The organism is Brucella thiophenivorans (genome assembly GCF_002252445.1).
Classification (GTDB): domain Bacteria; phylum Pseudomonadota; class Alphaproteobacteria; order Rhizobiales; family Rhizobiaceae; genus Brucella; species Brucella thiophenivorans.
The window spans coordinates 37,347-58,945 of sequence record NZ_NNRJ01000015.1; the positions used below are offsets into that span (position 1 = coordinate 37,347).

A 21,599-nucleotide genomic window follows, 5' to 3' on the forward strand; every position below is an offset into this window, starting at 1 on the left:
ATTTCGCTTATTCAGCCGCAATCCGCGTTGCTGGCGCTGCATCGCGCACATCGTGATCGACATGGCTCTCGAACTTTTCAAAGTTGTTCACGAACATATCGACAAGCTTTTTGGCCTGTGCGTCATAAGCAGCCTTGTCGGCCCATGTCGAACGCGGATCGAGAATGGCTTTATCGACGCCCGGCACTTCGACCGGAACGGCAAAGCCGAAATTCGGATCTGTGCGGAACTCGGCATCATTGAGCGAGCCGTCGAGAGCCGCAGCAAGAAGTGCGCGGGTTGCCTTGATCGGCATGCGCTTGCCGGTGCCATAAGCGCCGCCGGTCCAGCCGGTATTGACCAGCCAGCAATCGACGTTGTGCTGAGCGATCAGCTGACGCAGCAGATTACCATATTCCGATGGATGGCGTGGCATGAATGGCGCGCCAAAGCAGGTCGAGAACGTGGCTTCCGGTTCGGTGACGCCTTTTTCCGTGCCTGCAACCTTAGCGGTGTAGCCGGACAGGAAGTGATACATGGCCTGTGCCGGTGTGAGCTTGGCAATCGGAGGCATCACGCCAAAGGCATCGGCGGTGAGCATGATGATGTTCTTTGGCTGGCTGCCCTTGCCTGATGCGGATGCGTTGGGAATGAAATCGAGCGGATAGGCGCAACGGGTGTTTTCGGTGAGCGAACCATCGTCAAAATCCGGCTGGCGGTTTTGATCCAGAACGACATTTTCCAACACCGTGCCAAAACGTTGCGTGGTCGCGTATATTTCGGGCTCTGCTTCAGCTGACAAACGAATGGTCTTGGCATAGCAACCGCCTTCGAAATTGAAGACGCCGTGTTCGCCCCAACCATGTTCGTCATCGCCAATCAGCGTGCGCGTCGGGTCTGCCGAAAGCGTGGTCTTGCCAGTACCGGAAAGGCCGAAGAAAACAGCCGTATCGCCGTTCGGGCCTTCATTGGCCGAGCAATGCATTGGCATAACGCCCTTGGCAGGCAACAGATAATTGAGTGCTGTGAAGACTGATTTCTTCATTTCACCGGCATAAGAAGTGCCGCCGATCAGAACGATCTTGCGGGTGAGATCAACCGCGATCACCGTTTCGGTGCGCACGCCATAGCGTGCCGGATCAGCCTTAAACGATGGCAGATCAATGATTGTGAGTTCCGGCACGTAAGAAGCAAGCTTTGCTTCTTCGGGGCGGATCAGCAGATTGCGAATGAACAGCGAATGCCATGCATATTCGGTAACAACGCGCGCATTGATCTTGTTGTCTTGGTCTGCGCCGCCGATCAGATCCTGTACGAAAAGCTCCTTGCCCTTCGCATGATCAATGAAATCGGCATAGAGAAGCTCGAAAGCCTCCGGTGTCATCGGCTTGTTGTTGTCCCACCAGACCTGATCTTCGGTGTTTGCATCGCGCACAACGAACTTATCTTTCGGCGAACGGCCAGTGTGCTGACCAGTGCGTGCAACAAGCGCACCCTGTGCCGAAAGCTCTGCTTCGCCGCGCCGTATGGTCTCTTCATAGAGCCGTGCGGGGCCAAAATTATAATAGACTGCGGACAGCTCCTTCAGTCCTGAAGTCGCAATGGAAGCGGCAGAATTATGGATGCCGATCTCTTTCATGGTGTCTCCGCAATCTGGTTCAATAACGTTAGCCCCGACCTCTGTTTTAATTCGGGATGGCAGTCAGAAACAGATTAAATAAATAAAATCAAATATTTAATCGATTTAGAAAAATTGAAATATTTTTAAATCGTTTAATTATACCGTTATTGCGTGTATTGCGAAATTTATACACTGCGTGATTGCAGTGGCATATGTTCCTGCCAGCAATCTAGCTTTTCTGCGAAGTTTGAGCGCTGCCACATTTTGTACCTAATTTGTACTGCAAAAGCAGCGTGGTTATTATAGTATCGACGCGCCTAAGCATTTCCAGCAAAAGTGTGAAACGGTTTTGCGTAGGACAATGTGTAAAAACGCGTCGCGTGAATTATATCGCTGCTGTTTAAGGGCGATAAAAAAAGGAGAAGGTCCGCATGAAGGAAGCTTCGGCAACGCAGACAATCGCGCTGGTCGACGATGACCGCAACATTCTGACCTCCGTTTCCATTGCTCTGGAGTCGGAAGGCTATCGCGTGGAGACCTATACAGATGGGGCTTCTGCGTTGGATGGACTGACGGCGCGTCCACCGAACCTGGCGATCTTCGATATCAAGATGCCGCGCATGGACGGTATGGAACTGCTACGCCGTCTGCGCCAGAAAACGGATCTGCCGGTTATCTTTCTCACTTCCAAGGATGATGAGATCGACGAATTGTTCGGCCTCAAGATGGGTGCGGATGACTTCATCACCAAGCCTTTCTCGCAGCGTCTTCTGGTCGAGCGTGTGAAGGCTGTTCTGCGCCGCGTTGCTGCGCGTGATGGTACGGCAAAGCCGACCGGCCAGCAGGCAAAGTCGCTTGAACGCGGTCAGCTTGTCATGGATCAGGAACGCCACACCTGCACCTGGAAGGGGGAGCCGGTCACGCTGACAGTTACCGAATTTCTTATCCTGCATTCGCTTGCACAGCGCCCGGGCGTTGTGAAAAGTCGTGATGCGCTGATGGATGCGGCCTATGATGAACAGGTCTATGTCGATGATCGTACCATCGACAGCCACATCAAGCGCCTGCGCAAGAAGTTCAAGTCGACAGACGATGATTTCGAAATGATCGAAACGCTTTATGGCGTGGGTTATCGTTTCCGCGAAGCTTGATCGTTTTATTCTTTTTATTGCCGGGCATTGATTGTCCGGCAATGATTTAACAACATCAGACTGAGCGCGATGGTCGCAGAGATTAGCAAAGATAATGCTGCAAGCATGAGAGAACGCAGAGCGCGGCGGCAACGCTCGCTTTTTCTGCGTCGTCTTTTTGCGCCTTTCAGCAGGTTTCTTGGTCAGTTTCTGTTTTCCAGCCTGACGCGCCGTATCCTGTTTCTCAATCTGGCAGCCCTCGCTGTTCTGGTTTCCGGCATTCTTTATATGAACCAGTTCCGAGAGGGACTGATTGATGCCAAAATCGAAAGCCTGCTCACACAGGGCAAGATCATTGCAGCCGCAATTTCTTCATCGGCGACGGTCGATACCAACTCACTGATGATCGATCCGGAAAAGCTTCTGGAATTGCAGGCGGGGCAGAGCATCACCCCCTCGCCTGATTCCCCCGATAACTGGGAATTTCCGATCAACCCGGAAAAAGTTTCGCCGCTGCTGCGTCAGTTGATTTCACCGACCAGCACGCGCGCCCGCATCTACGATCATTATGCCAATCTGCTGCTTGATTCCCGTTCGCTTTACGCGCCGGCTTTTGCTTCCGGCGGTCCGGTGTTCCGTTACGATCTCCCCGCTATTGAAGAAGATGAGCCGAGCACGTGGGAACGCTTTACCGGCTGGTTCTCGCGTCTGTTTTATGGTGGCGGTCTGCCGCTTTATCAGGAACAGCCCGGCGGCAATGGTCTGGCCTATCAGGAAATCGTTCGTGCTTTGAGTGGCTCGCCGCAGACCGCACAACGGCGTAACCAGCAGGGCGAACTGGTGGTTTCGGTGGCAGTCCCAATTCAGCAATCCCGCGCAATCCTTGGCGTGTTGCTGCTTTCAACCGAAGGCGACGACATCGACAAGATCGTGCAGGGCGAACGCATGGCGGTTTTCCGTGTGTTCGGCGTTGTTGCGGCGGTGATGGTGATCTTGTCGCTGTTTTTGGCCTCGACCATTGCAAGCCCGTTGCGCAAACTTGCTGCCGCTGCCGACCGCGTGCGCCTCGGCGTGAAAAGTCGCGAAGAAATCCCAGATTTCTCCGAGCGTCAGGATGAAGTCGGCCATTTGTCGACCTCCATTCGCGCCATGACAGATGCGCTTTATACACGCATTGAGGCCATCGAAAGCTTTGCGGCGGATGTCAGCCATGAGCTGAAAAACCCCCTCACCTCGTTGCGCAGCGCGGTTGAAACGCTGCCGCTTGCCAAAAATGATGATTCGCGCAAACGCTTGCTCGACGTCATTCAACATGATGTGCGCCGTCTTGACCGCCTGATTACCGATATTTCGGACGCATCGCGTCTTGATGCTGAACTGGCGCGTGAACATTCCGATCGTGTTGATATGAAGTCGCTGCTCAACAACATCGTCAATGCTGCACGTGAAGTCCGCCGCAACAAGGTTGGTACCGAGATCGTGTTCAATACGGGCAAATTACCCACTGGCAAAAAAGGCTTTTTCGTCGCCGGCCATGATTTGCGTCTCGGACAGGTCATCAGCAATCTCATTGAAAATGCTCGGTCTTTTGTTCCAGAGGACACAGGACGTATCGTCGTCAATCTGGGTAGCGAAGGAAACTGGCTGCGCATTCTTGTCGAGGATAACGGCCCCGGCATTCCGATCGAAAATATTGAGCGTATTTTTGAACGCTTTTATACGGATCGTCCTGCGTCGGAGGCTTTTGGCCAGAACTCCGGTCTTGGCCTTTCCATCAGTCGCCAGATCATTGAGGCGCATGGCGGCACGCTGAGCGTTGAAAACATTATCGATGCTAAAAAGCCTGACGAGATGAAGGGCGCGCGCTTCATCATCGATCTGCCAGCGATTTCGTGATGCCGATATGACGCCAGAGCAGGAAAAAAGCGGGCTTCACGCAACGACAGTTCAGTTGCAGGGACATGGCGTGATGCTGATGGGTAAATCTGGCAGCGGAAAGACGGAGACTGCGCTTACTCTGATTGAGCGGGCGATCTTGCGTGGCGAACAGGGTTGTCTGGTTGCAGATGACCGGACGATTCTCATGAAAGATTCGGAAAAACTGATTGCCAGCGTACCGGAGCAGCTTCGCGGTGGGGTGGAAATTCGCGGTGCGGGCCTATTCACTGTTGCTTATGTGAAACAGACACCGCTTGATCTTGTGGTGATTCTCGTCAGTCAAGATGAAGCTGAACGCTATCCCAGTGGCAAAAACTGGCAGTTTGATGGTGTCGAAATTCCATGCCTATATCTTCCGGCTCTCTCGTCAAATGGCGATTCTAACGCGCTTTCGCGGGCGATTGAAGCCTGTCTGTTTTATAAACCATGGCCGTGAAACCGCGCTTGATCGTTCATTATATGTCAGGTCTCAAAAAGCATGCCCAACACTGCGGCATTTTGCTTTTTTCAAGGCAAATGTGAAATTTTTCACTTGCTATCAAGATTTGCCCTGCCAAGATGCACCACTCGCCAGTCTGCTACTGGTGGGAATTCGTATCATCTGCGCCTTTGACGGGTTGAAGCGGCGGGTACGCGACAGGAGCTTTTAAAGTATGATCGGACTCGTGCTTGTTACGCACGGAAGGCTGGCCGAAGAGTTTCTTCATGCTGTTGAGCATGTGGTTGGCCCGCAAGACAATTTCGAGACCGTTTGTATCGGTGCCGAAGATGATATGGAACAGCGACGTCGTGATATCGTCGAAGCAGTTTCGCGTGCCGACACCGGAGGCGGTGTCATCGTTCTCACGGATATGTTTGGTGGCACGCCGTCCAATCTGGCTATATCGGTGATGGAAGAAGGCAAGATCGAGGTCATCGCAGGCGTTAATCTGCCGATGCTGATCAAGCTTTCAAGCGTTCGAATTGGTGGTGACATCAAGACAGCCTTGCGCGAAGCGCAGGATGCGGGGCGCAAATACATCAATGTTGCAAGCCAGGTCCTCACAGGAAAGTAATTCATGCATCCCACGGTGGCCGTTACTGGCGAATACGATGCCGATAGCGCTCTGTCCCGGTCTTTTGAGATCGTCAATAAGCGTGGGCTTCATGCCCGCGCCTCGGCGAAATTCGTGCAGCTTGTGGATAGTTATGATGCACATGTGCGCGTCAGTAAGGATGGCATGACCGTGGGCGGAACATCCATCATGGGCCTGATGATGCTTGCGGCCTCTCCCGGCTGCTGCATTGATGTTCGCGCATCTGGCGAACAAGCCGATGCGGTGCTTGATGCCTTGGGTACCCTCATTGCCGATAAGTTCGGCGAAGAGTGCTGATTCCATCTAGCTTTTCTTTTTCTCTGGCGCGCATCTTTTGCGAAAGCCGTTTTACCCGTTTCGGGCTGCGCTCTAACTTCATTGATATGCACACATAAAGAACTCTTTATGTTGTGTTGTGCTGGTAGTGCTGATCTGCTAATCAGAACGCCAGACGAAGCCCTTTCGCATTTTTATCCGGGCTTCAAAATCAAATTGATTGGAGCAGATGATGACCGCAAGTCAGGATTTTGTCGTCAAGGATCTTAGCCTGGCCGATTGGGGCCGCAAGGAACTCGATATTGCTGAAACCGAAATGCCGGGCCTGATGGCTGCGCGCGAGGAATTCGGCAAATCGCAGCCTTTGAAGGGCGCGCGCATTTCCGGATCGCTGCATATGACGATCCAGACCGCTGTGCTGATTGAAACGCTGAAGGCACTCGGCGCCGATGTGCGCTGGGCATCGTGCAATATTTTCTCGACCCAGGACCATGCGGCCGCAGCGATTGCTGCAACCGGCACGCCGGTTTTCGCCATCAAGGGCGAAACGCTGGAAGAATACTGGACCTATACCGATCAGATTTTCCAGTGGTCGGATGGTGAGCCATCCAACATGATTCTCGATGATGGTGGCGATGCCACCATGTATATTCTGATCGGTGCGCGTGCTGAGGCTGGTGAAGATGTGCTTTCCAAGCCTGAAAGCGAAGAAGAAGAAGTTCTGTTCGCGCAGATCAAGAAGCGTATGACTGAGACGCCGGGCTTCTTCACGCGTCAGCGCGACGCGATCAAGGGTGTGACCGAAGAAACCACCACGGGCGTCAATCGCCTTTACCAGCTGCAGAAGAAGGGCCTCCTGCCCTTCCCGGCAATCAACGTCAATGACAGCGTGACCAAGTCGAAGTTCGACAACAAGTATGGTTGCAAGGAATCGCTGGTTGACGGCATCCGCCGCGGCACCGACGTCATGATGGCTGGCAAGGTTGCTGTCGTTTGTGGCTATGGCGACGTTGGCAAAGGCTCGGCGGCATCGCTCGCTGGTGCCGGTGCCCGCGTGAAGGTCACGGAAGTTGATCCTATCTGCGCGCTTCAGGCTGCAATGGACGGCTTTGAAGTCGTAACACTCGATGACGCAGCTTCCACCGCCGACATTGTCATTTCGACGACCGGCAACAAGGACGTCATCACGCTCGATCATATGCGCAAGCTGAAAGATATGGCCATCGTCGGCAATATCGGTCACTTCGACAATGAGATTCAGGTTGCAGGCCTGCGCAATCTCAAATGGACCAACGTGAAGCCACAGGTCGATCTGGTTGAATTCCCGGATGGCAAGCGCATCATTCTTCTTTCAGAAGGTCGTCTGCTCAATCTTGGCAATGCAACCGGTCATCCAAGCTTTGTGATGTCGGCATCCTTTACCAATCAGGTTCTGGGCCAGATCGAACTCTTCACGCGTCCTGACGCATATAAGAATGAGGTCTATGTCCTGCCGAAGCACCTTGATGAAAAGGTTGCGCGTCTGCATCTCGACAAGCTTGGTGCCAAGTTGACGGTGCTTTCCGATGAGCAGGCCGCTTATATTGGCGTCACTCCACAAGGCCCATTTAAGTCAGAACACTACAGGTATTAAGTATCTGTTAACCATACTGCTACATCTTGTAGGCCGGGCAATACAAAGTTGCCCGGTCTTTATTTTTACAACGAACACGCTTCACGTGGATTCACGGTGAGGGTATTGTGAAGACGAATCAATGTGTTTTGACGGGTGTTTGCGTTGGGCGTTTTTTGTCAGCAAAGGCAGAAGACGGGCGGCTTATTCACTCTGAGAGCGCATCCCGAAAAGTGTGAAACGGTTTTCGGATAAGATGCACCTCTTATAAAACTCGAAACATGTGTAGCTCTCAATTGCATTGTGGCGATGCGGGGCTGAGAGCAAAAGCATATTGAAATACGGCGGCGTTCTTTTGAATGGTGCTGCCGGGTGGCGGAGACAGGGAAAATATGCCAGTGGTCGGCTCATCGGGGAGCTTGCGGAGCAAATCCGCATTCAGCGCAGGCAGGCACCTGAAAGCTTCGCTTTCGCGTGGGCTTAGCCCTCTCAAACGGGTCATCCTCAAGGCAACAGTTTCCTTTGCCGCACTGGTTGCGGCGGCTCCCGCATGGGCGCAACACGCCACAAATTCCGCACGGATTGAACTGCCATTTGGCGGCAGCGTCGGCGCTTTCGAAGTTATTCAGTTTTCCATTTTTCTGGGTGCCATGGGTGCAGCCCTTTTGTCAGCTGGCTGGCTCATTCGCGATCGCTCGAAAATTGCCCACGAAAACAATGAATTGCGCACTCGCTTGTCCGATATGGGCCTCGTTGCGCAACGCAATGATGCGTTGCTTAATCTCAAAGATCAGCGCATTGTCGTCTGGGATGCACAGGGCACCCGCGCCGATGTCGTCGGACAATTGCCGATCGAGTGTGGTGCGCCGCAGGATCGCTCGAATTTTCTGGCCTTTGGGCGCTGGTTGCGCCCGCAAGCGGTCACAGAGCTTGAACGCGCGGTTTCGGCCTTGCGCGAGCAAGCCCACGCTTTCGATCTGACGGTTGAAACCGTCAATGGCACCTTGCTTGATGTTTATGGCCGCACGTCTGGCAGCTTTGCCGTGGTGCGGTTTTTAAGCCTTCAGGGCGTTCAGGCCGAACGTGCCGCCTTGCAGACGCAGAACCGGGAATTTTCTGAGAAGCTCGCCCTCTTCCGTCATCTGCTCGACCGCATTGAACAGCCGGTCTGGCTACGTGGCTCGGATGGACGTATCGAATGGGTCAATGGTGCTTACGCGCGCGCTGTTGATGCCGCAGATGGCACACAGGCAAGTTCAGAAGGTCGTGAGTTGTTCGGTGTTCAGGCACGCCAGCGTCTGGAACGTGATCGCTTTGCCGAACCGGATCTCTATGAAAAGCTGCCTGCCGTGGTGCGTGGCGACCGTCGTATCTATGACGTCACCGATGTGAGCACGGATGCAGGTTCTGCCGGTCTTGGCTTTGATCTGAGTGAAATCGAACAGGTTCGCGAAGAATTGAGCCGCACCTTGAAAAGCCATGCCGAAACGCTTGATCAGCTTTCTACGGCTGTAGCGATTTTCGATCCCGATATGAAGCTGCAATTCTTCAATCAGGCTTTCGTCTCGCTGTGGTCTCTTGATACGGCCTGGCTTGAGACGCGCCCAAGCAACACGCTGTTTCTTGATCGGCTCCGTTCCGAAGGCAAGCTTCCCGAGCAGCCGGAATGGCGCAAGTGGAAGGATTCGCTGCTTGCGGCCTATCGCGCGGTCGAGCCGGAAGAACACATGTGGCACCTGCCGGATACGCGCATCATGCGTGTTGTCGCCAATCCGCATCCGCAAGGCGGCGTGACATGGTTCTTCGAAAACATGACTGAGAAATTCGAGCTTGAAGGCCGCTATAACACGCTGATCAAGGTGCAGGGCGAAACGCTCGATCATCTGGCGGAAGCGGTTGCGGTGTTTGGTTCCGATGGCCGTCTGCGCCTTTCCAATCCGTCCTTTGCTGATCTCTGGTCACTGCCTGCGGCGATTGCCGTTGAAGGCACGCATATCTCCACCGTCGCCAAGCTTTGCAGCCAGCGCGGCGGCAACGGCATCTGGGACGATTTTGTTTCTTCTGTCACCGGCTTTCTCGATGAGCGCAACGGGCGCATGGGGCAGGTCGAGCTTGATGACGGTATTATCTTGTCTTATGCCGTGGTGCCGCTGCCAAAGGGGCAGACAATGCTGACCTTTATTGATGTCAGCGATACGGTGCGGGTGGAACGCGCACTTAAGGAAAAGAACGAAGCGCTGTCGCTTGCGCATCAGATCAAGAATGATTTCGTGCAGCATGTTTCCTATGAGCTACGCTCGCCGCTGACCAATATCATCGGCTTTACAGAATTGCTGCAAACGCCTGCTTTCGGCTCGCTCAATGAGCGCCAGCTTGAATATCTCGATCATATCGGCACGTCATCTGCGGTTCTTCTGACCATCGTCAATGACATTCTTGATCTTGCGACGGTGGATGCCGGGATCATGCAGCTCGATATTGATGATGTCTCGGTGATGGATGAAATATCGGCGGCTGCAAAACGGGTCAGTGAACGTCTGCAAGAACACGACATCGGCCTGAGCATCGAGATTGCCGACGATGTTGAAACATTCCGCGCCGATGCCAATCGCGTGCGTCAGGTGCTGTTCAATCTTCTGTCCAATGCTTCCAATTATGCGCCGGAAGGCTCAAGCGTTTCCCTAGATGTGAGACGTGACGGCACAGAGATCCTGTTTGCCGTGCATGATGATGGTCCGGGCATGCCGAGCGATGTGTTGGATACTGTTTTCAAGCGTTTTCAGGCTTATCAGAATGGCGGTCGCAAGCGCGGTGTAGGCCTTGGCCTTTCCATCGTCAAAAGCTTTGTCGAGCTGCATGGCGGGCGTGTCGAGATCGAAACCGGTGCAGATATTGGCACAACCGTCATTTGCCGTTTCCCATCGGAGGCGCGCAGCTTCCGTGTTGCCGCCGAATAAGGTAAATGGGGCTCATGAGCACCCCAATTCACAGTCTTGAGCTTTTCCTGCCCGATGAGACCGCCACAAAGCGCTTTGGCGAAGATTTTGCCTTGGCGCTGGTCAAGGGCGATCTGGTCACCCTGTCTGGCGATCTTGGCGCCGGTAAATCCTCGCTCGCACGCGCCGTCATTCGCGCGATTGCCGATGATGAGGGGCTTGAGGTGCCAAGCCCGACATTCACGCTGGTGCAAAGCTATGAAGCGTTGCGCTTGCCCGTCGCTCACGCTGATCTTTACCGGATTTCGCACGGCGAAGAGCTGGACGAGCTGGGGCTGGTCGAGTTTCTCGACGATGGCGTCGTGCTGTCGGAATGGCCGGAGCAGGCGGAGGGTTTTTTGCCGGAGCCTACCTTTGCCGTCACGCTTACTCATGAAGGGGCAGGGCGGCGTATTACTGTCGCGGGAGCGGATGTCGCAATTACACGTCTTGAGCGCACGCTCACAATCCGCAATTTCCTGGAAAACAATGACCGTGCAAAGGCCACGCGCCGCTATTTGCAGGGCGATGCTTCACCGCGTAAATATGAGATTATCGACAGTGCGCACGGCGTTGAAATTCTGATGAATGCGCTCGCGATGCCCTACGATCCGCCATTGCGCAACGGCAAGTCCTATCGCCAGCTTGCGCATATTGCAGAAAATATTCAGGCTTTCGTGGCCATTGATGATCTGCTTGCGAAAAATGGCCTGCGCGTGCCGCAAATGCGCGCTGTTGATATTGATGCAGGACTGCTGATCCTCGAAAATCTTGGGCTTGAGGGCATCAGGGCTCCATCGGGTGAGCCGGTGGCTGAACGCTATGAAGCGGCTGGACGGTTTCTTGCACATCTTCATGGGGTTCAGTGGCCTGATCATGCGCCTGTTGCGGGCTATCCAGATCACATCATTGCACCTTTTGATCGTGATGCGATAGTCATGGAAGTGAGCCTTGTCGGGCAATGGTATGCGCCACGCATGATGGGCCGCAAGCTGACGGACGCCGAAGCGCAGGCTTATAAAGCGGCATGGGACAAAGTTCTCGACGCTATTGCCGATTGCGAAAAAAGCCTGCTGCTGCGCGATTATCATTCGCCAAATCTGTTCTGGTTTGAAGATGCGCAAGGCGCAAACAAGATTGGCACAATCGACTTTCAGGACGCGATGATCGGCCCTGCTGCCTATGATGTCGCGTCGCTGGCGCTCGATGCTCGCGTGACGATTACGCCGGAGCTCGAAAAGGCAGTGGTTGATGCTTATTGCGATGAACGCCACAAGCTTGGCCATGTGTTTGACGAAATGGCTTTTCGGATGGCCTATGCCGTGATGGGTGCGCAGCGCAATTCAAAGCTTCTGGGCCTGTTTGTCAGGCTCGATGAACGAGATGGCAAGCCACATTATCTCGCGCATCTGCCGCGCATTCACGACTATCTCAACCGCGTCTTGAAGCACCCGGTCATGGCGCCGGTCGCCGCATGGTTTGACGATCTCGCTTTGCTGGAGAAACAATGACACGTCCTGATACAGCGATCATGCTTGCGGCAGGTCTTGGCAAGCGTATGCGACCGATCACGGAAACCAAGCCCAAGCCACTGGTTAAGGTTTCCGGCAAGCCGCTGATCGACTGGGGGCTGGATGCGCTGGCGGTAGCAGGCGTTGAGAATACAATCGTCAATGTTCATTACTTAGCCAACCAACTGATTGACTACCTTGGCAGCCGCTCAGAGCCGAAAATCACGATATCCGACGAGCGTGATCTGTTGCTCGATTCCGCGGGTGGTATCGTCAATGTGCTGCCACAGCTTGGGGGTAAGCCGTTCTACGTACTCAATGCGGATACATTCTGGGTTGGTGATGAGGTGCAGCCGAATATTTCGGCGCTGGCGCATGTCTGGGACGATGCCCGGATGGATATCCTTCTCATGACCGCAAAGCTTGATCAGGCGACCGGATTTGAAGGCAAGGGTGACTTTGTTGCAGATGATGAGGGGCGCTTGCGCCGTCTGCGTGACGTTGCGGGCGATCCGTTGATTTATGCTGGTGTTGCAATCATCCATCCGCGTATTTTTGCTAAAGCTGAGCCGGGTGTTTCATCGCTCAATCGCTATTTTGATGAAGCCATTGCAGCCGGGCGTCTTTATGGTATGCCCATGATCGGGCATTGGCTGACGGTGGGAACACCGGAAGCAATCGGCGAGGCGGAGGCTGTCCTATCGGCTTTGGCGTGAAAAAGGAATCGACATGAGGCGACCAAAGCTTTTTTCCATTCCATCCGGCACAGCTTTTCTGCCAGCCTTTGCCAAGGCACTTCTGGAAGGCCGTCTGATTGAAGGCTTTCCGGGCAACGCTTCTGATCCACTGGCATTAGCGAACGCGACCATTTATGTGCCGACGCGCCGTGCAGCGCGTGCGCTTCGGTCGATTCTGGTGGATATGAATCCGGCTAAGTCAGCTATACTTCCGACCATTCGTCCGCTGGGCGATGTGGACGAGAACTCAGCTTTTTTCAATGCAGCAACAACCGGCGTATTTGATCTCAATCCGCCAATTGGCAAGGCTGAACGCCTGCTGCTCTTGGCGCGGCTCATTCGTCCGTGGCGTGAATCGCTGCCTCAACATGTGCGCGCGCTGTTTGGTGTCGAGGATGTTTCGGTTCCCGCAACAACTTCGGATGCAATCTGGCTGGCACGCGATCTCGCCGGTCTGATGGATCAGGTCGAAACCGACAATGCCAAATGGAGCGAACTTGCCAGCATTGCGCCCGATGATCTTGCCGACTGGTGGCAAGTCACGCTCGGCTTTCTCGATATTGTCACGAAACTCTGGCCGGAAATTCTGGAAGAGCGCAAGCTGTCTAATCCCGCAGCGCACCGCAATGAACTGATCTGGGGCGAGGTGCGGCGACTGCGCGATCATCCGCCTCAGGGCCCGGTAATTGCGGCGGGTTCCACCGGCTCTATTCCTGCGACCGCCGAACTCGTTTCGGTGATTGCAAAACTCCCCAATGGTGCAGTGGTTCTGCCGGGGCTGGATCGTGATCTTGATGAGAGCGCTTGGAACCTACTTGGTGCGTCAGACGATAATCCATCTACTTTCGGACATCCGCAATATGGTCTCCACAAGCTGTTGCAGACCATTGGGGTACTGCGCGAGGATGTCGATCATATCGAAGATATGCCGGTTAAAAAGCGTGTAATGGAACGGGTTGTAAGTCAGGCGCTGCGCCCGGCGGAAACCACCGACGCATGGAGCCAGCTCCACAACCACCCCGATATGCAGCCGGACGTGCTGCGTCAGTCGGCACATAAGATCGATCTGATTGAGACCGCCAATGAGCGTGAGGAAGCGCTGGCAGTGGCCCTGGCGCTTCGCGATGCGATCAGCGATGAAAACAAGACCGCCGCATTGGTTACTGCCGATAGAAATCTCGCACGCCGCGTAGTGGGCGAACTTGCCCGTTTTGGCATCGACGCCGATGATTCCGGTGGCCGGCATTTGCGCGATATTGAGACCGCAACGCTGATGCGGCTTATGGTCGAAACCGTGTTTAATCCGGGTGATCCGGTAGCGTTGCTGGCGTTGGTCAAGCACCCGATGTTACGGCTTGGCGGCAAACGTATCGAGCGGCGACTGGCTGCCGAAACACTCGAACTGGTGGCGTTCCGGGGTGGCACGGGCAGGGCGTCTATTATCGATCTGCCTGCATTTTTCGACCGTCGCATGGAAGAGAGTGCCAGCCAGTCATGGCAACCGGCATGGCATTCAACCGTCACGCAGGATATGCTGGATGCAGCGCGCGCGCTTTGTGTGAGCTTGTCGGAAGCTGTTGCGCCGCTTGCACCTTTCGCGGTGATTAACCGACGAACGGATATTGGCGAGATTACACGGGCAACTGTGGAGGCGCTCGAAAATCTGGCCCGCGATGAGAGCGAAAGCGTCACGCGTTATTATTCTGGCGAACATGGCGAGAAGCTGGCTTCATTTCTGCGTCAGTTGGTGTCGAGCGAAGCGGAACTCGATTTCGAAGCCATCGAATGGCCCTCAGTTCTTGAAGCGCTGATGTCGGGCGAAACCGTGAAGCCGCATCCGGGTGGTCATCCGCGTGTTTTCATCTGGGGTGCGCTGGAAGCGCGTTTGCAGACCATGGATACGTTGGTGATTGGTGGTCTCAACGAAGGCACATGGCCCGCCAAGACGCGCAACGACCCGTTCATGTCGCGCCCTATGAAAGCGATGATCGCGCTTGATCCACCTGAGCGCCGTACCGGCCTTGCAGCACATGATTTCCAGATGGCGCTCGGCATGGATCACGTCGTGCTGTCGCGTTCCCAGCGTTCGGATAATGCACCAACCATTCCGTCGCGCTGGTTGCAGCGGCTTGAAACAGTGCTGGGTGCAGACGTGACCAGGGATATGCGCTCGCGTGGGCAACGTTTTATCCACTGGGCGCGTGAAATCGATCAGGCACCGGATGTGCCTTTCGTCAAACGCCCGGAACCGGCACCACCCGTAAGCGCACGGCCAAACCATTTTTCGGTGACGGAAATCGAAACCCTGCGTCGCGATCCTTATGCGATTTTCGCCCGAAAAATCCTGAAGCTACGTCCGCTGGAGCCATTGATCCGCGATCCGGCAGCAGCAGAACGCGGCACTTTGTTTCACGATATTCTTGGACATTTTACCGAGGAAGGTGTCGATCCGCTGGCGCCGGATGCGGCCACGCAACTTGAAGAATTTGGCCGGCATTTCTTTGGCGAAATGGATCTACCCATTGAGATCGAAGCGGTCTGGTGGCCGCGATTTACGGCGCTTATTCCGCAGTTTCTCGAATGGGAACGCGAACGCGCCTATAATGTTCAGACCCGCTTTGCTGAAATTTCGTCGGATAAGCGCGAGGTTGAAAGTCTTGGCATCACTTTGTCGGGCCGTGCGGACCGTATTGATCTGATGCGCGACGGAACTGCGGAAGTGATCGACTATAAGACCGGCTCCACCCCATCGCCGCGACAAGCGCATGTCCTCTTGTCGCCACAGCTGGCGCTTGAAGCCGCTCTTCTCGTGCGCGGTGCGTTCCGCGAACTGGGCGCAGTTCGCGCCTCTGATCTCACTTATGTGCGACTGCGCGCAGGCGGCGAAGTGAAGCCGGAATCGATTTTGAAAATCGGCAGGCCACCCTCTGAAAAGACGGCTCCAGCGCTTGGCGAAGAAGCATGGCAGCGGCTGGCGCAGTTGCTTTTCGAATATCAGAATCCGGCTAAGGGTTATCTTTCTCGCGCTTTGCCATTTCGCGAAACGGACTTGACCGGCGACTATGATCATCTGGCGCGTGTGCTGGAATGGTCCGCTGGTGGTGATGCTGGCGGGGAGGGCGGCGAATGAAAAAGCAACGTGTGATTCCACCGGAAACGATTTCAGCGCAGGCCAGTGCGGCCAATCCGCTGGCCTCTGTTTGGGTATCGGCCAATGCCGGTTCCGGCAAGACACATGTTCTGACCGAGCGTGTTATCCGGCTGCTGCTCGAAGGTACTGATCCGTCTAAAATCCTCTGCCTGACTTATACTAAGGCGGCAGCAGCCGTCATGCAGAACCGCGTCTTTGCGCGATTGTCTGAATGGGCAATGTTGCCGGATGAGGATTTGGGGGAGCGGCTTTTTAATCTCGAAGGTCGTCGTGCAAATGAAGCACGCCTAAAAGTGGCACGCAGGCTTTTTGCGCGTGCAGTTGAAACGCCGGGTGGGTTGAAAATCCAGACCATTCACGCATTCTGCGAAGCGATCCTGCATCAGTTCCCGCTGGAGGCGAATATTGCAGGCCACTTCGAGATGATGGATGATCTCATGCAGGTCGCCCTTGTCGGCGAAGCGCGACGCACCCTGCTTGAGACCGCACATGGCGGCGGTGATCCGGAACTGGCAAACGCTTTTGCTGATGTGATGCAGGCGGCGGGCGAGATGGGTTTGCAGGCACTGCTTGATGAGGCAGTGGGACGCCGCAATGGCTTGCAGCAATATATCTCCGCTCTTGGCGATGTCAGTCAGCGCAGCGAGGCTTTGCACCGGCATTTCCGTTTCCGGCCCGACACGCGTGAATCCGATCTGCTGGAGGATATGTGGCCAGTGCCAGAATTTTCCGATGATGCGCTTGATCTGATCTTGTCGATCCAGAAGGGTGCGGCGCGTGCGCATGACTTTGCATTGCAACTCAAGCAATATGAAAAGGTCAAAACCAGCTTCGACAAGGAAGCGGTGCTGCGTGCTTCTTTCCTCAAAGCGACCGGCGAGGCAAAATCTGGTTCTTATGTCGGATCGAGCGCCGTCAAAAAACTGCTGCCGGATTTTGAGGAAGATTATAATGCCGCTGCTTCTCGTGTCGAGCTTGGCCTCAACAAGATCAAGGAACTGCGGCTTATCCGGCTTAATCTTAGCGCGCTCACACTGATTGATAATCTGCTGCAACGCTATCATGATTTAAAGCGCAGACGTGGATTGCTTGACTTTGAAGACCTGATCACCCGCACCGTGGCGCTGCTGGCGCGTGATGGGGCAGGGCAATGGGTGCAGTATAAGCTTGATCGCGGCATTGATCATATTCTCGTCGATGAAGCACAGGATACCAGCCCCGATCAGTGGCAGGTTATCCGTATGTTGTCGGAAGAGTTTTTCTCGGGCCTCGGTCAGCGCAACGTGCAGCGCACGCTGTTTGCCGTCGGCGATGAAAAACAGTCGATCTATTCATTTCAGGGCGCTGTACCCGAAGATTTTGCTGCGCAGGGTAGGGCGGTCAGCCTTCGTGCGGCCGATGCAGAGCTTAAATTCGAGCGCGTCAGCCTCAACTTCTCGTTCCGTTCGGCCCCTGATGTTTTGCAGGCCGTGGACGAGGTTTTTGCACGTCCCGAGGCCAATCGCGGCTTGTCAGGTGCCACTGTTCACTCTGCCATTCGCTCCAATGAGCCGGGCGAGGTGGAAATCTGGGATATGCTGACGCCGGAAGCGGTGGAGGAACCAGACGACTGGCGCATTCCGGTCGATCATTTGCAGGCACCTGCCATCAAACTTGCCGAACAGATTGCATCCACCATTCGCTACTGGCTTGATCGCGGCGAGACTATTCCGGGTCAGAACCGCAAACTTGCGCCAAAGGACATCATGGTGCTGGTGCGCAAGCGCGATCAGTTCATGCCAGCGCTTTCGCGCGCGCTCAAAGAGCGCCATGTGCCGGTGGCTGGTGCCGACCGCCTCAAGTTGACAAGCCATATCGCTATTCAGGATCTGATGGCGCTGGGGCGTTTCGTGTTGCAGCCGTCTGATGATTTGTCATTGGCATCTCTCCTCAAAAGCCCGCTGTTTGGCTGGGATGATGACAGGCTGTTTGCGCTCGCTAATCCGCGCAAGAGCGGCGAAACGCTGTTTGAGCGGTTGTATCATGCATCGCTTGAAGAACCTGCATTGATCGGTGTGCACAAAACGCTGAGCCGTTGGCGCAATATGGCCGACACCATGCCGATCTTCGAGTTCTATGCGCGAATCTTAAGTGCCGATGGCGCAAGGCGTAAGCTTCTGGCACGGCTTGGACCGGAAGCAGGCGATATTATCGATGAATTCCAGAACTATGCGCTTTCGGCTGAACGCGCTGGCCTGCCGGGTATGCAGGCATTTCTGGAAACGCTTGATGCAGCCTCGCCGCAAATCAAGCGCGAGCTTGATCAGGGCCGCAACGAAGTGCGCATCATGACGGTCCATGCCGCCAAGGGTCTTGAAGGGGCTGTGGTGTTTCTGGTTGATCCGGGCAATGCCGTGTGGAGTGGAACGCGTGCACCAAAGCTTGTTCCATTTGATCTCACAAATGATGGACCACAGGTGAAGGGCTATCTCTGGCAGCCCAATGCTGGCTACCAGACCGGCTTCCTTGCTTCACAGATCGAGGGCCTCAAGACGCGTGCCGAAGAAGAATATCGCCGCCTGCTTTATGTGGGCATGACGCGCGCAGAAGACAGGCTGATTGTCTGCGGCTATCGTGGCTCGCGTGAAAGCGGCGAGACATGGCATAGGCTGGTCGAAGATGCGCTCACAACAAAAGCGGAAACCTTTGTGCATCCGGTTTCAGGCATAGCAGCGCGGCGCTATCGCAACACGCCGCGCGGTCTGACTGAAATTGCCGAGCCGGAAACTTTGGAAGTAGCAGAGTTTCCGCCGCTGCCTCTCGACTATCTGAAACCAATGAAGCCGGAACCCGGCCTGCCGCGTCCTTTGGCACCTTCCGGGGCATCGGCATTGATTGAAGCTGACGAAGAACCACCGCTTGATACGCTGTCGCCGGTTCTGGGGCAGGGCGGCGAGACATCTGCCTTCGCGTTGAGGCGCGGTACGGCGATCCACATGCTGCTACAATATTTGCCTGAGGTGGGCGTGGGTGAGCGCGAGAAGCTTGCACAGGACTATCTGGCACGCATCGCTGCCGACTGGCCGGAAATCGAGCGTGAAAAAGCCTGGGCGAGTGTCGCGACCATTCTGGCTGATCCGAAATTCGCGCCAGTCTTTACTCAAGGATCGCGTGGTGAAGTGGCGGTCATGGGGACTATCAATCTTGGTGGAAAAGATCATGCCGTCTCGGGCCAGATCGACCGCATCAGTGTCGATGAAAATCGCGTGCTCATTGTCGATTACAAAACCAATCGCCCGCCGCCAAAGACTGTTGAAGCCGTACCTTTCGCCTATCGCGCACAGCTAGCACTTTATCGGGAGCTGTTGGCACCGCTCTATCCGGGGCGGGTTGTGGAAGCAGCATTGCTCTTCACCGAAGGCCCGTATTTGCTGCCATTGCCAGAAGCTTCAATGGATGAAGCACTGAGAGCGCTTGGTGACTCTCAAGGAAAGGTTACTAACCAGAACTTGACGAATGATGGCGGACACGCCACATGATATGGTCAAAGGAGCAATTTCTCGCTGAGTCTTTTGCTCTCAAACAGATATGAGGATAGCCCTATGGCAACCGTAAAGGTCGATAACAGCAATTTTCAGTCGGACGTTCTTCAGTCGAGCGAGCCTGTCGTCGTGGATTTCTGGGCTGAATGGTGCGGTCCTTGCAAGATGATCGCTCCGGCTCTTGATGAAATCGCTGCTGAAATGGCTGGTCAGGTTAAGATCGCTAAGGTCAATATCGACGAAAATCCGGAACTTGCAGCACAGTTCGGCGTGCGTTCGATCCCAACGCTTCTGATGTTCAAGGATGGCGAACTTGCCGCCAACATGGTTGGCGCTGCTCCAAAGAGCCGCCTTGCTGACTGGATCAAGGCTTCTGCTGCTTAATCAGCTGAACTTATAAGATAAAAAAACCCGGCCCATGTAAATTGAGCCGGTTTTTTTATTTATGATCTAATTTTTTCCGGTCGTAATCACTGGGATTACATTTTTCTTGTGTGCCCGGAAGGTAAAACTTACCGTCAGCTGAGGGATTTGTTCCGCCATCACAACCGGGCATTGTTCCGATTGAGTTTCCGCCATCGCTATTTGGACCGTCACCACCATTGCCACCATCTGCACCAGATTGGGAGAATGAATGTGGTGTTGTTAAAATGGTTAGAAGGGCTGAAAACAATACAATTACTAACTTCATGCAAATCTCCAAAAACATAAGACTGACGAAGTAAAATTTAGCGTTTTGTATATTTATTCACATCCACAATTTCTTGATGGTACTTTGTTAACTTGGTGGGGTTCCATTCTCACGCAGGACTTCGCCCGCAAGATAAAGCGAGCCGCCGATCAGAATGCGCGGTGGGGCTTCATCATGCGCCCATGTATCGCGCAGGATTTTCAGCGCATTGGCAACCGAATGAACAGGCTCAGCCGAAAGGCCTGCCTTTTGTGCGCTTATCGCCAGCTCATTGTTTGGAATGCCTGCATCACTTGATGGGATCGGCACGGTAAAGACGTGCTTTGCCATCCCAGCAAAGGCCGCAAAATAGCCAACCGGGTCTTTGGTGTTGATCATGCCGGTGATCAGGAACAGCGGTCGCGTGGAGCGTTCTTCAAGATCGCCCAGCGCTTCTGCAATCACAGCGCCCGCGCCGGGATTATGACCGCCATCTAGCCAGATTTCAGACGCCGCAGGCGCGAGATCAACAAGGTCTCCGTGGGTTAGGCGCTGCATGCGTGCAGGCCAGTCGACAACCATCAGCGCCTTTTCAGCCGCCTTGTCGGTAATGGTGAAACCAGCCATCTGCACCGCTTCAATTGCGGCGGCAGCATTGGCAATCTGGTGACGTCCCGGCAGGCGCGGCAGCGGCAGATCAATCAGCCCGTCTTCGTTCTGGAACACCATGCGGCCATGTTCCTCGAATGCGAGGAAATCCTGTCCGTAAATCGAAAGCGGACAATCGAGCCTGTCGGCGGTCGAAATCAGCACTTCGCGCGCTGCATCAAAAAGCTGAAAGCCAATGACGACAGGGCAGTCCTTCTTGATAATACCGGCCTTTTCGATGGCGATAAGTTCTACCTTGTCGCCAAGATAGGCTTCATGATCAATCGAGATGGGCATGATCAGCGAAACGACTGGATCAGCAATCACATTGGTGGCGTCAAAACGTCCGCCAAGCCCCACTTCCATGATAACGACATCGGCTGGGTGTTCGGAAAACAGCACGAAGGCCACGGCAGTGAGGATTTCAAAAACCGTAATATGCTGGCCGCCATTGGCTGCTTCCACGCGTTCAATGGCTTCCGCCAGAACATCGTCAGAAACGAGTTTGCCGCCATTTTTGGAAGCGAGACGATAGCGTTCATGCCAGTTGACGAGATGCGGCGAGGTATGGACATGAACGCCAAAGCCGCTTGCTTCCAGAAGCGCACGGCAAAAGGCGGTCGCCGATCCTTTGCCGTTGGTTCCGGCAATATGGATGACGGGCGGCAGGTTCAGATGCGGATTGCCGAGCTTTTCCAGAAGATCGCGGATGCGGTCCAGTGAAAGATCAAACCCTTTGGGATGCAATTGCATG

The 21,599-nt window shown here is 54.6% G+C and carries 15 protein-coding genes; 12 read left to right on the plus strand and 3 right to left on the minus strand.

What is annotated here, in order from left to right; all coding sequences use genetic code 11:
* Positions 1–7: 7 nt before the first annotated feature.
* Positions 8–1,618, minus strand: coding sequence for a phosphoenolpyruvate carboxykinase (locus tag CEV31_RS05170; protein ID WP_094505886.1), 1,611 nt, complete (start codon positions 1,616–1,618; stop codon positions 8–10).
* Positions 1,619–2,031: 413 nt separating this feature from the next.
* On the opposite strand from CEV31_RS05170, the gene CEV31_RS05175 reads away from it, so the two are divergent.
* From CEV31_RS05175 to trxA, 12 genes are all read left to right on the plus strand, one after another.
* Complete coding sequence (locus tag CEV31_RS05175) at positions 2,032–2,751, plus strand: response regulator transcription factor (RefSeq protein WP_094505888.1); 720 nt, start codon at positions 2,032–2,034, stop codon at positions 2,749–2,751.
* A 69-nt stretch (positions 2,752–2,820) separates the two neighbouring features.
* Positions 2,821–4,626 carry a sensor histidine kinase gene (locus CEV31_RS05180; protein WP_094505889.1) on the plus strand — a complete coding sequence of 602 codons (1,806 nt, stop codon included), beginning with the start codon at positions 2,821–2,823 and terminating at the stop codon, positions 4,624–4,626.
* Positions 4,627–4,633: 7 nt separating this feature from the next.
* Positions 4,634–5,104 (plus strand): HPr kinase/phosphorylase, encoded by a 471-nt coding sequence (locus CEV31_RS05185; RefSeq protein WP_094505891.1) that lies wholly within the window; start codon positions 4,634–4,636, stop codon positions 5,102–5,104.
* 217 nt (positions 5,105–5,321) lie between these two features.
* The gene (locus CEV31_RS05190; RefSeq protein ID WP_094505893.1) at positions 5,322–5,723 is read left to right on the plus strand and encodes a PTS sugar transporter subunit IIA; all 402 of its coding nucleotides are present in this window, start codon (positions 5,322–5,324) and stop codon (positions 5,721–5,723) included.
* A gap of 3 nt (positions 5,724–5,726) precedes the next feature.
* Positions 5,727–6,041 (plus strand): HPr family phosphocarrier protein, encoded by a 315-nt coding sequence (locus CEV31_RS05195; RefSeq protein WP_094505894.1) that lies wholly within the window; start codon positions 5,727–5,729, stop codon positions 6,039–6,041.
* A gap of 211 nt (positions 6,042–6,252) precedes the next feature.
* Positions 6,253–7,653 (plus strand): adenosylhomocysteinase, encoded by a 1,401-nt coding sequence (gene ahcY / locus CEV31_RS05200; RefSeq protein WP_094506511.1) that lies wholly within the window; start codon positions 6,253–6,255, stop codon positions 7,651–7,653.
* Positions 7,654–7,991: 338 nt separating this feature from the next.
* Positions 7,992–10,589, plus strand: coding sequence for a sensor histidine kinase (locus tag CEV31_RS05205; RefSeq protein ID WP_210190888.1), 2,598 nt, complete (start codon positions 7,992–7,994; stop codon positions 10,587–10,589).
* A gap of 14 nt (positions 10,590–10,603) precedes the next feature.
* Positions 10,604–12,118 carry a tRNA (adenosine(37)-N6)-threonylcarbamoyltransferase complex ATPase subunit type 1 TsaE gene (gene tsaE / locus CEV31_RS05210; protein ID WP_094505895.1) on the plus strand — a complete coding sequence of 505 codons (1,515 nt, stop codon included), beginning with the start codon at positions 10,604–10,606 and terminating at the stop codon, positions 12,116–12,118.
* Positions 12,115–12,834: a nucleotidyltransferase family protein gene (locus CEV31_RS05215; RefSeq protein WP_094505897.1), complete on the plus strand. Its 720-nt coding sequence runs from the start codon at positions 12,115–12,117 to the stop codon at positions 12,832–12,834. The genes tsaE and CEV31_RS05215 overlap by 4 nt, the downstream gene beginning before the upstream one ends.
* A gap of 13 nt (positions 12,835–12,847) precedes the next feature.
* Complete coding sequence (gene addB / locus CEV31_RS05220) at positions 12,848–15,985, plus strand: double-strand break repair protein AddB (RefSeq protein ID WP_094505898.1); 3,138 nt, start codon at positions 12,848–12,850, stop codon at positions 15,983–15,985.
* Positions 15,982–19,524, plus strand: a complete 3,543-nt coding sequence (gene addA / locus CEV31_RS05225) for a double-strand break repair helicase AddA (RefSeq protein WP_094505899.1) — start codon at positions 15,982–15,984, stop codon at positions 19,522–19,524. The genes addB and addA overlap by 4 nt, the downstream gene beginning before the upstream one ends.
* A 63-nt stretch (positions 19,525–19,587) precedes the next feature.
* Positions 19,588–19,911: a thioredoxin gene (gene trxA / locus CEV31_RS05230; protein WP_007872546.1), complete on the plus strand. Its 324-nt coding sequence runs from the start codon at positions 19,588–19,590 to the stop codon at positions 19,909–19,911.
* Between the two features lie 55 nt (positions 19,912–19,966).
* Here trxA and CEV31_RS20870 read toward each other — a convergent pair whose 3' ends face one another.
* Positions 19,967–20,218 (minus strand): hypothetical protein, encoded by a 252-nt coding sequence (locus CEV31_RS20870; RefSeq protein WP_143850907.1) that lies wholly within the window; start codon positions 20,216–20,218, stop codon positions 19,967–19,969.
* Between the two features lie 87 nt (positions 20,219–20,305).
* Entirely contained in the window at positions 20,306–21,598 is a 1,293-nt protein-coding gene (locus CEV31_RS05235; protein WP_210190897.1) for a bifunctional folylpolyglutamate synthase/dihydrofolate synthase, read from the minus strand.
* Between the last annotated feature and the right edge of the window lies 1 nt (position 21,599).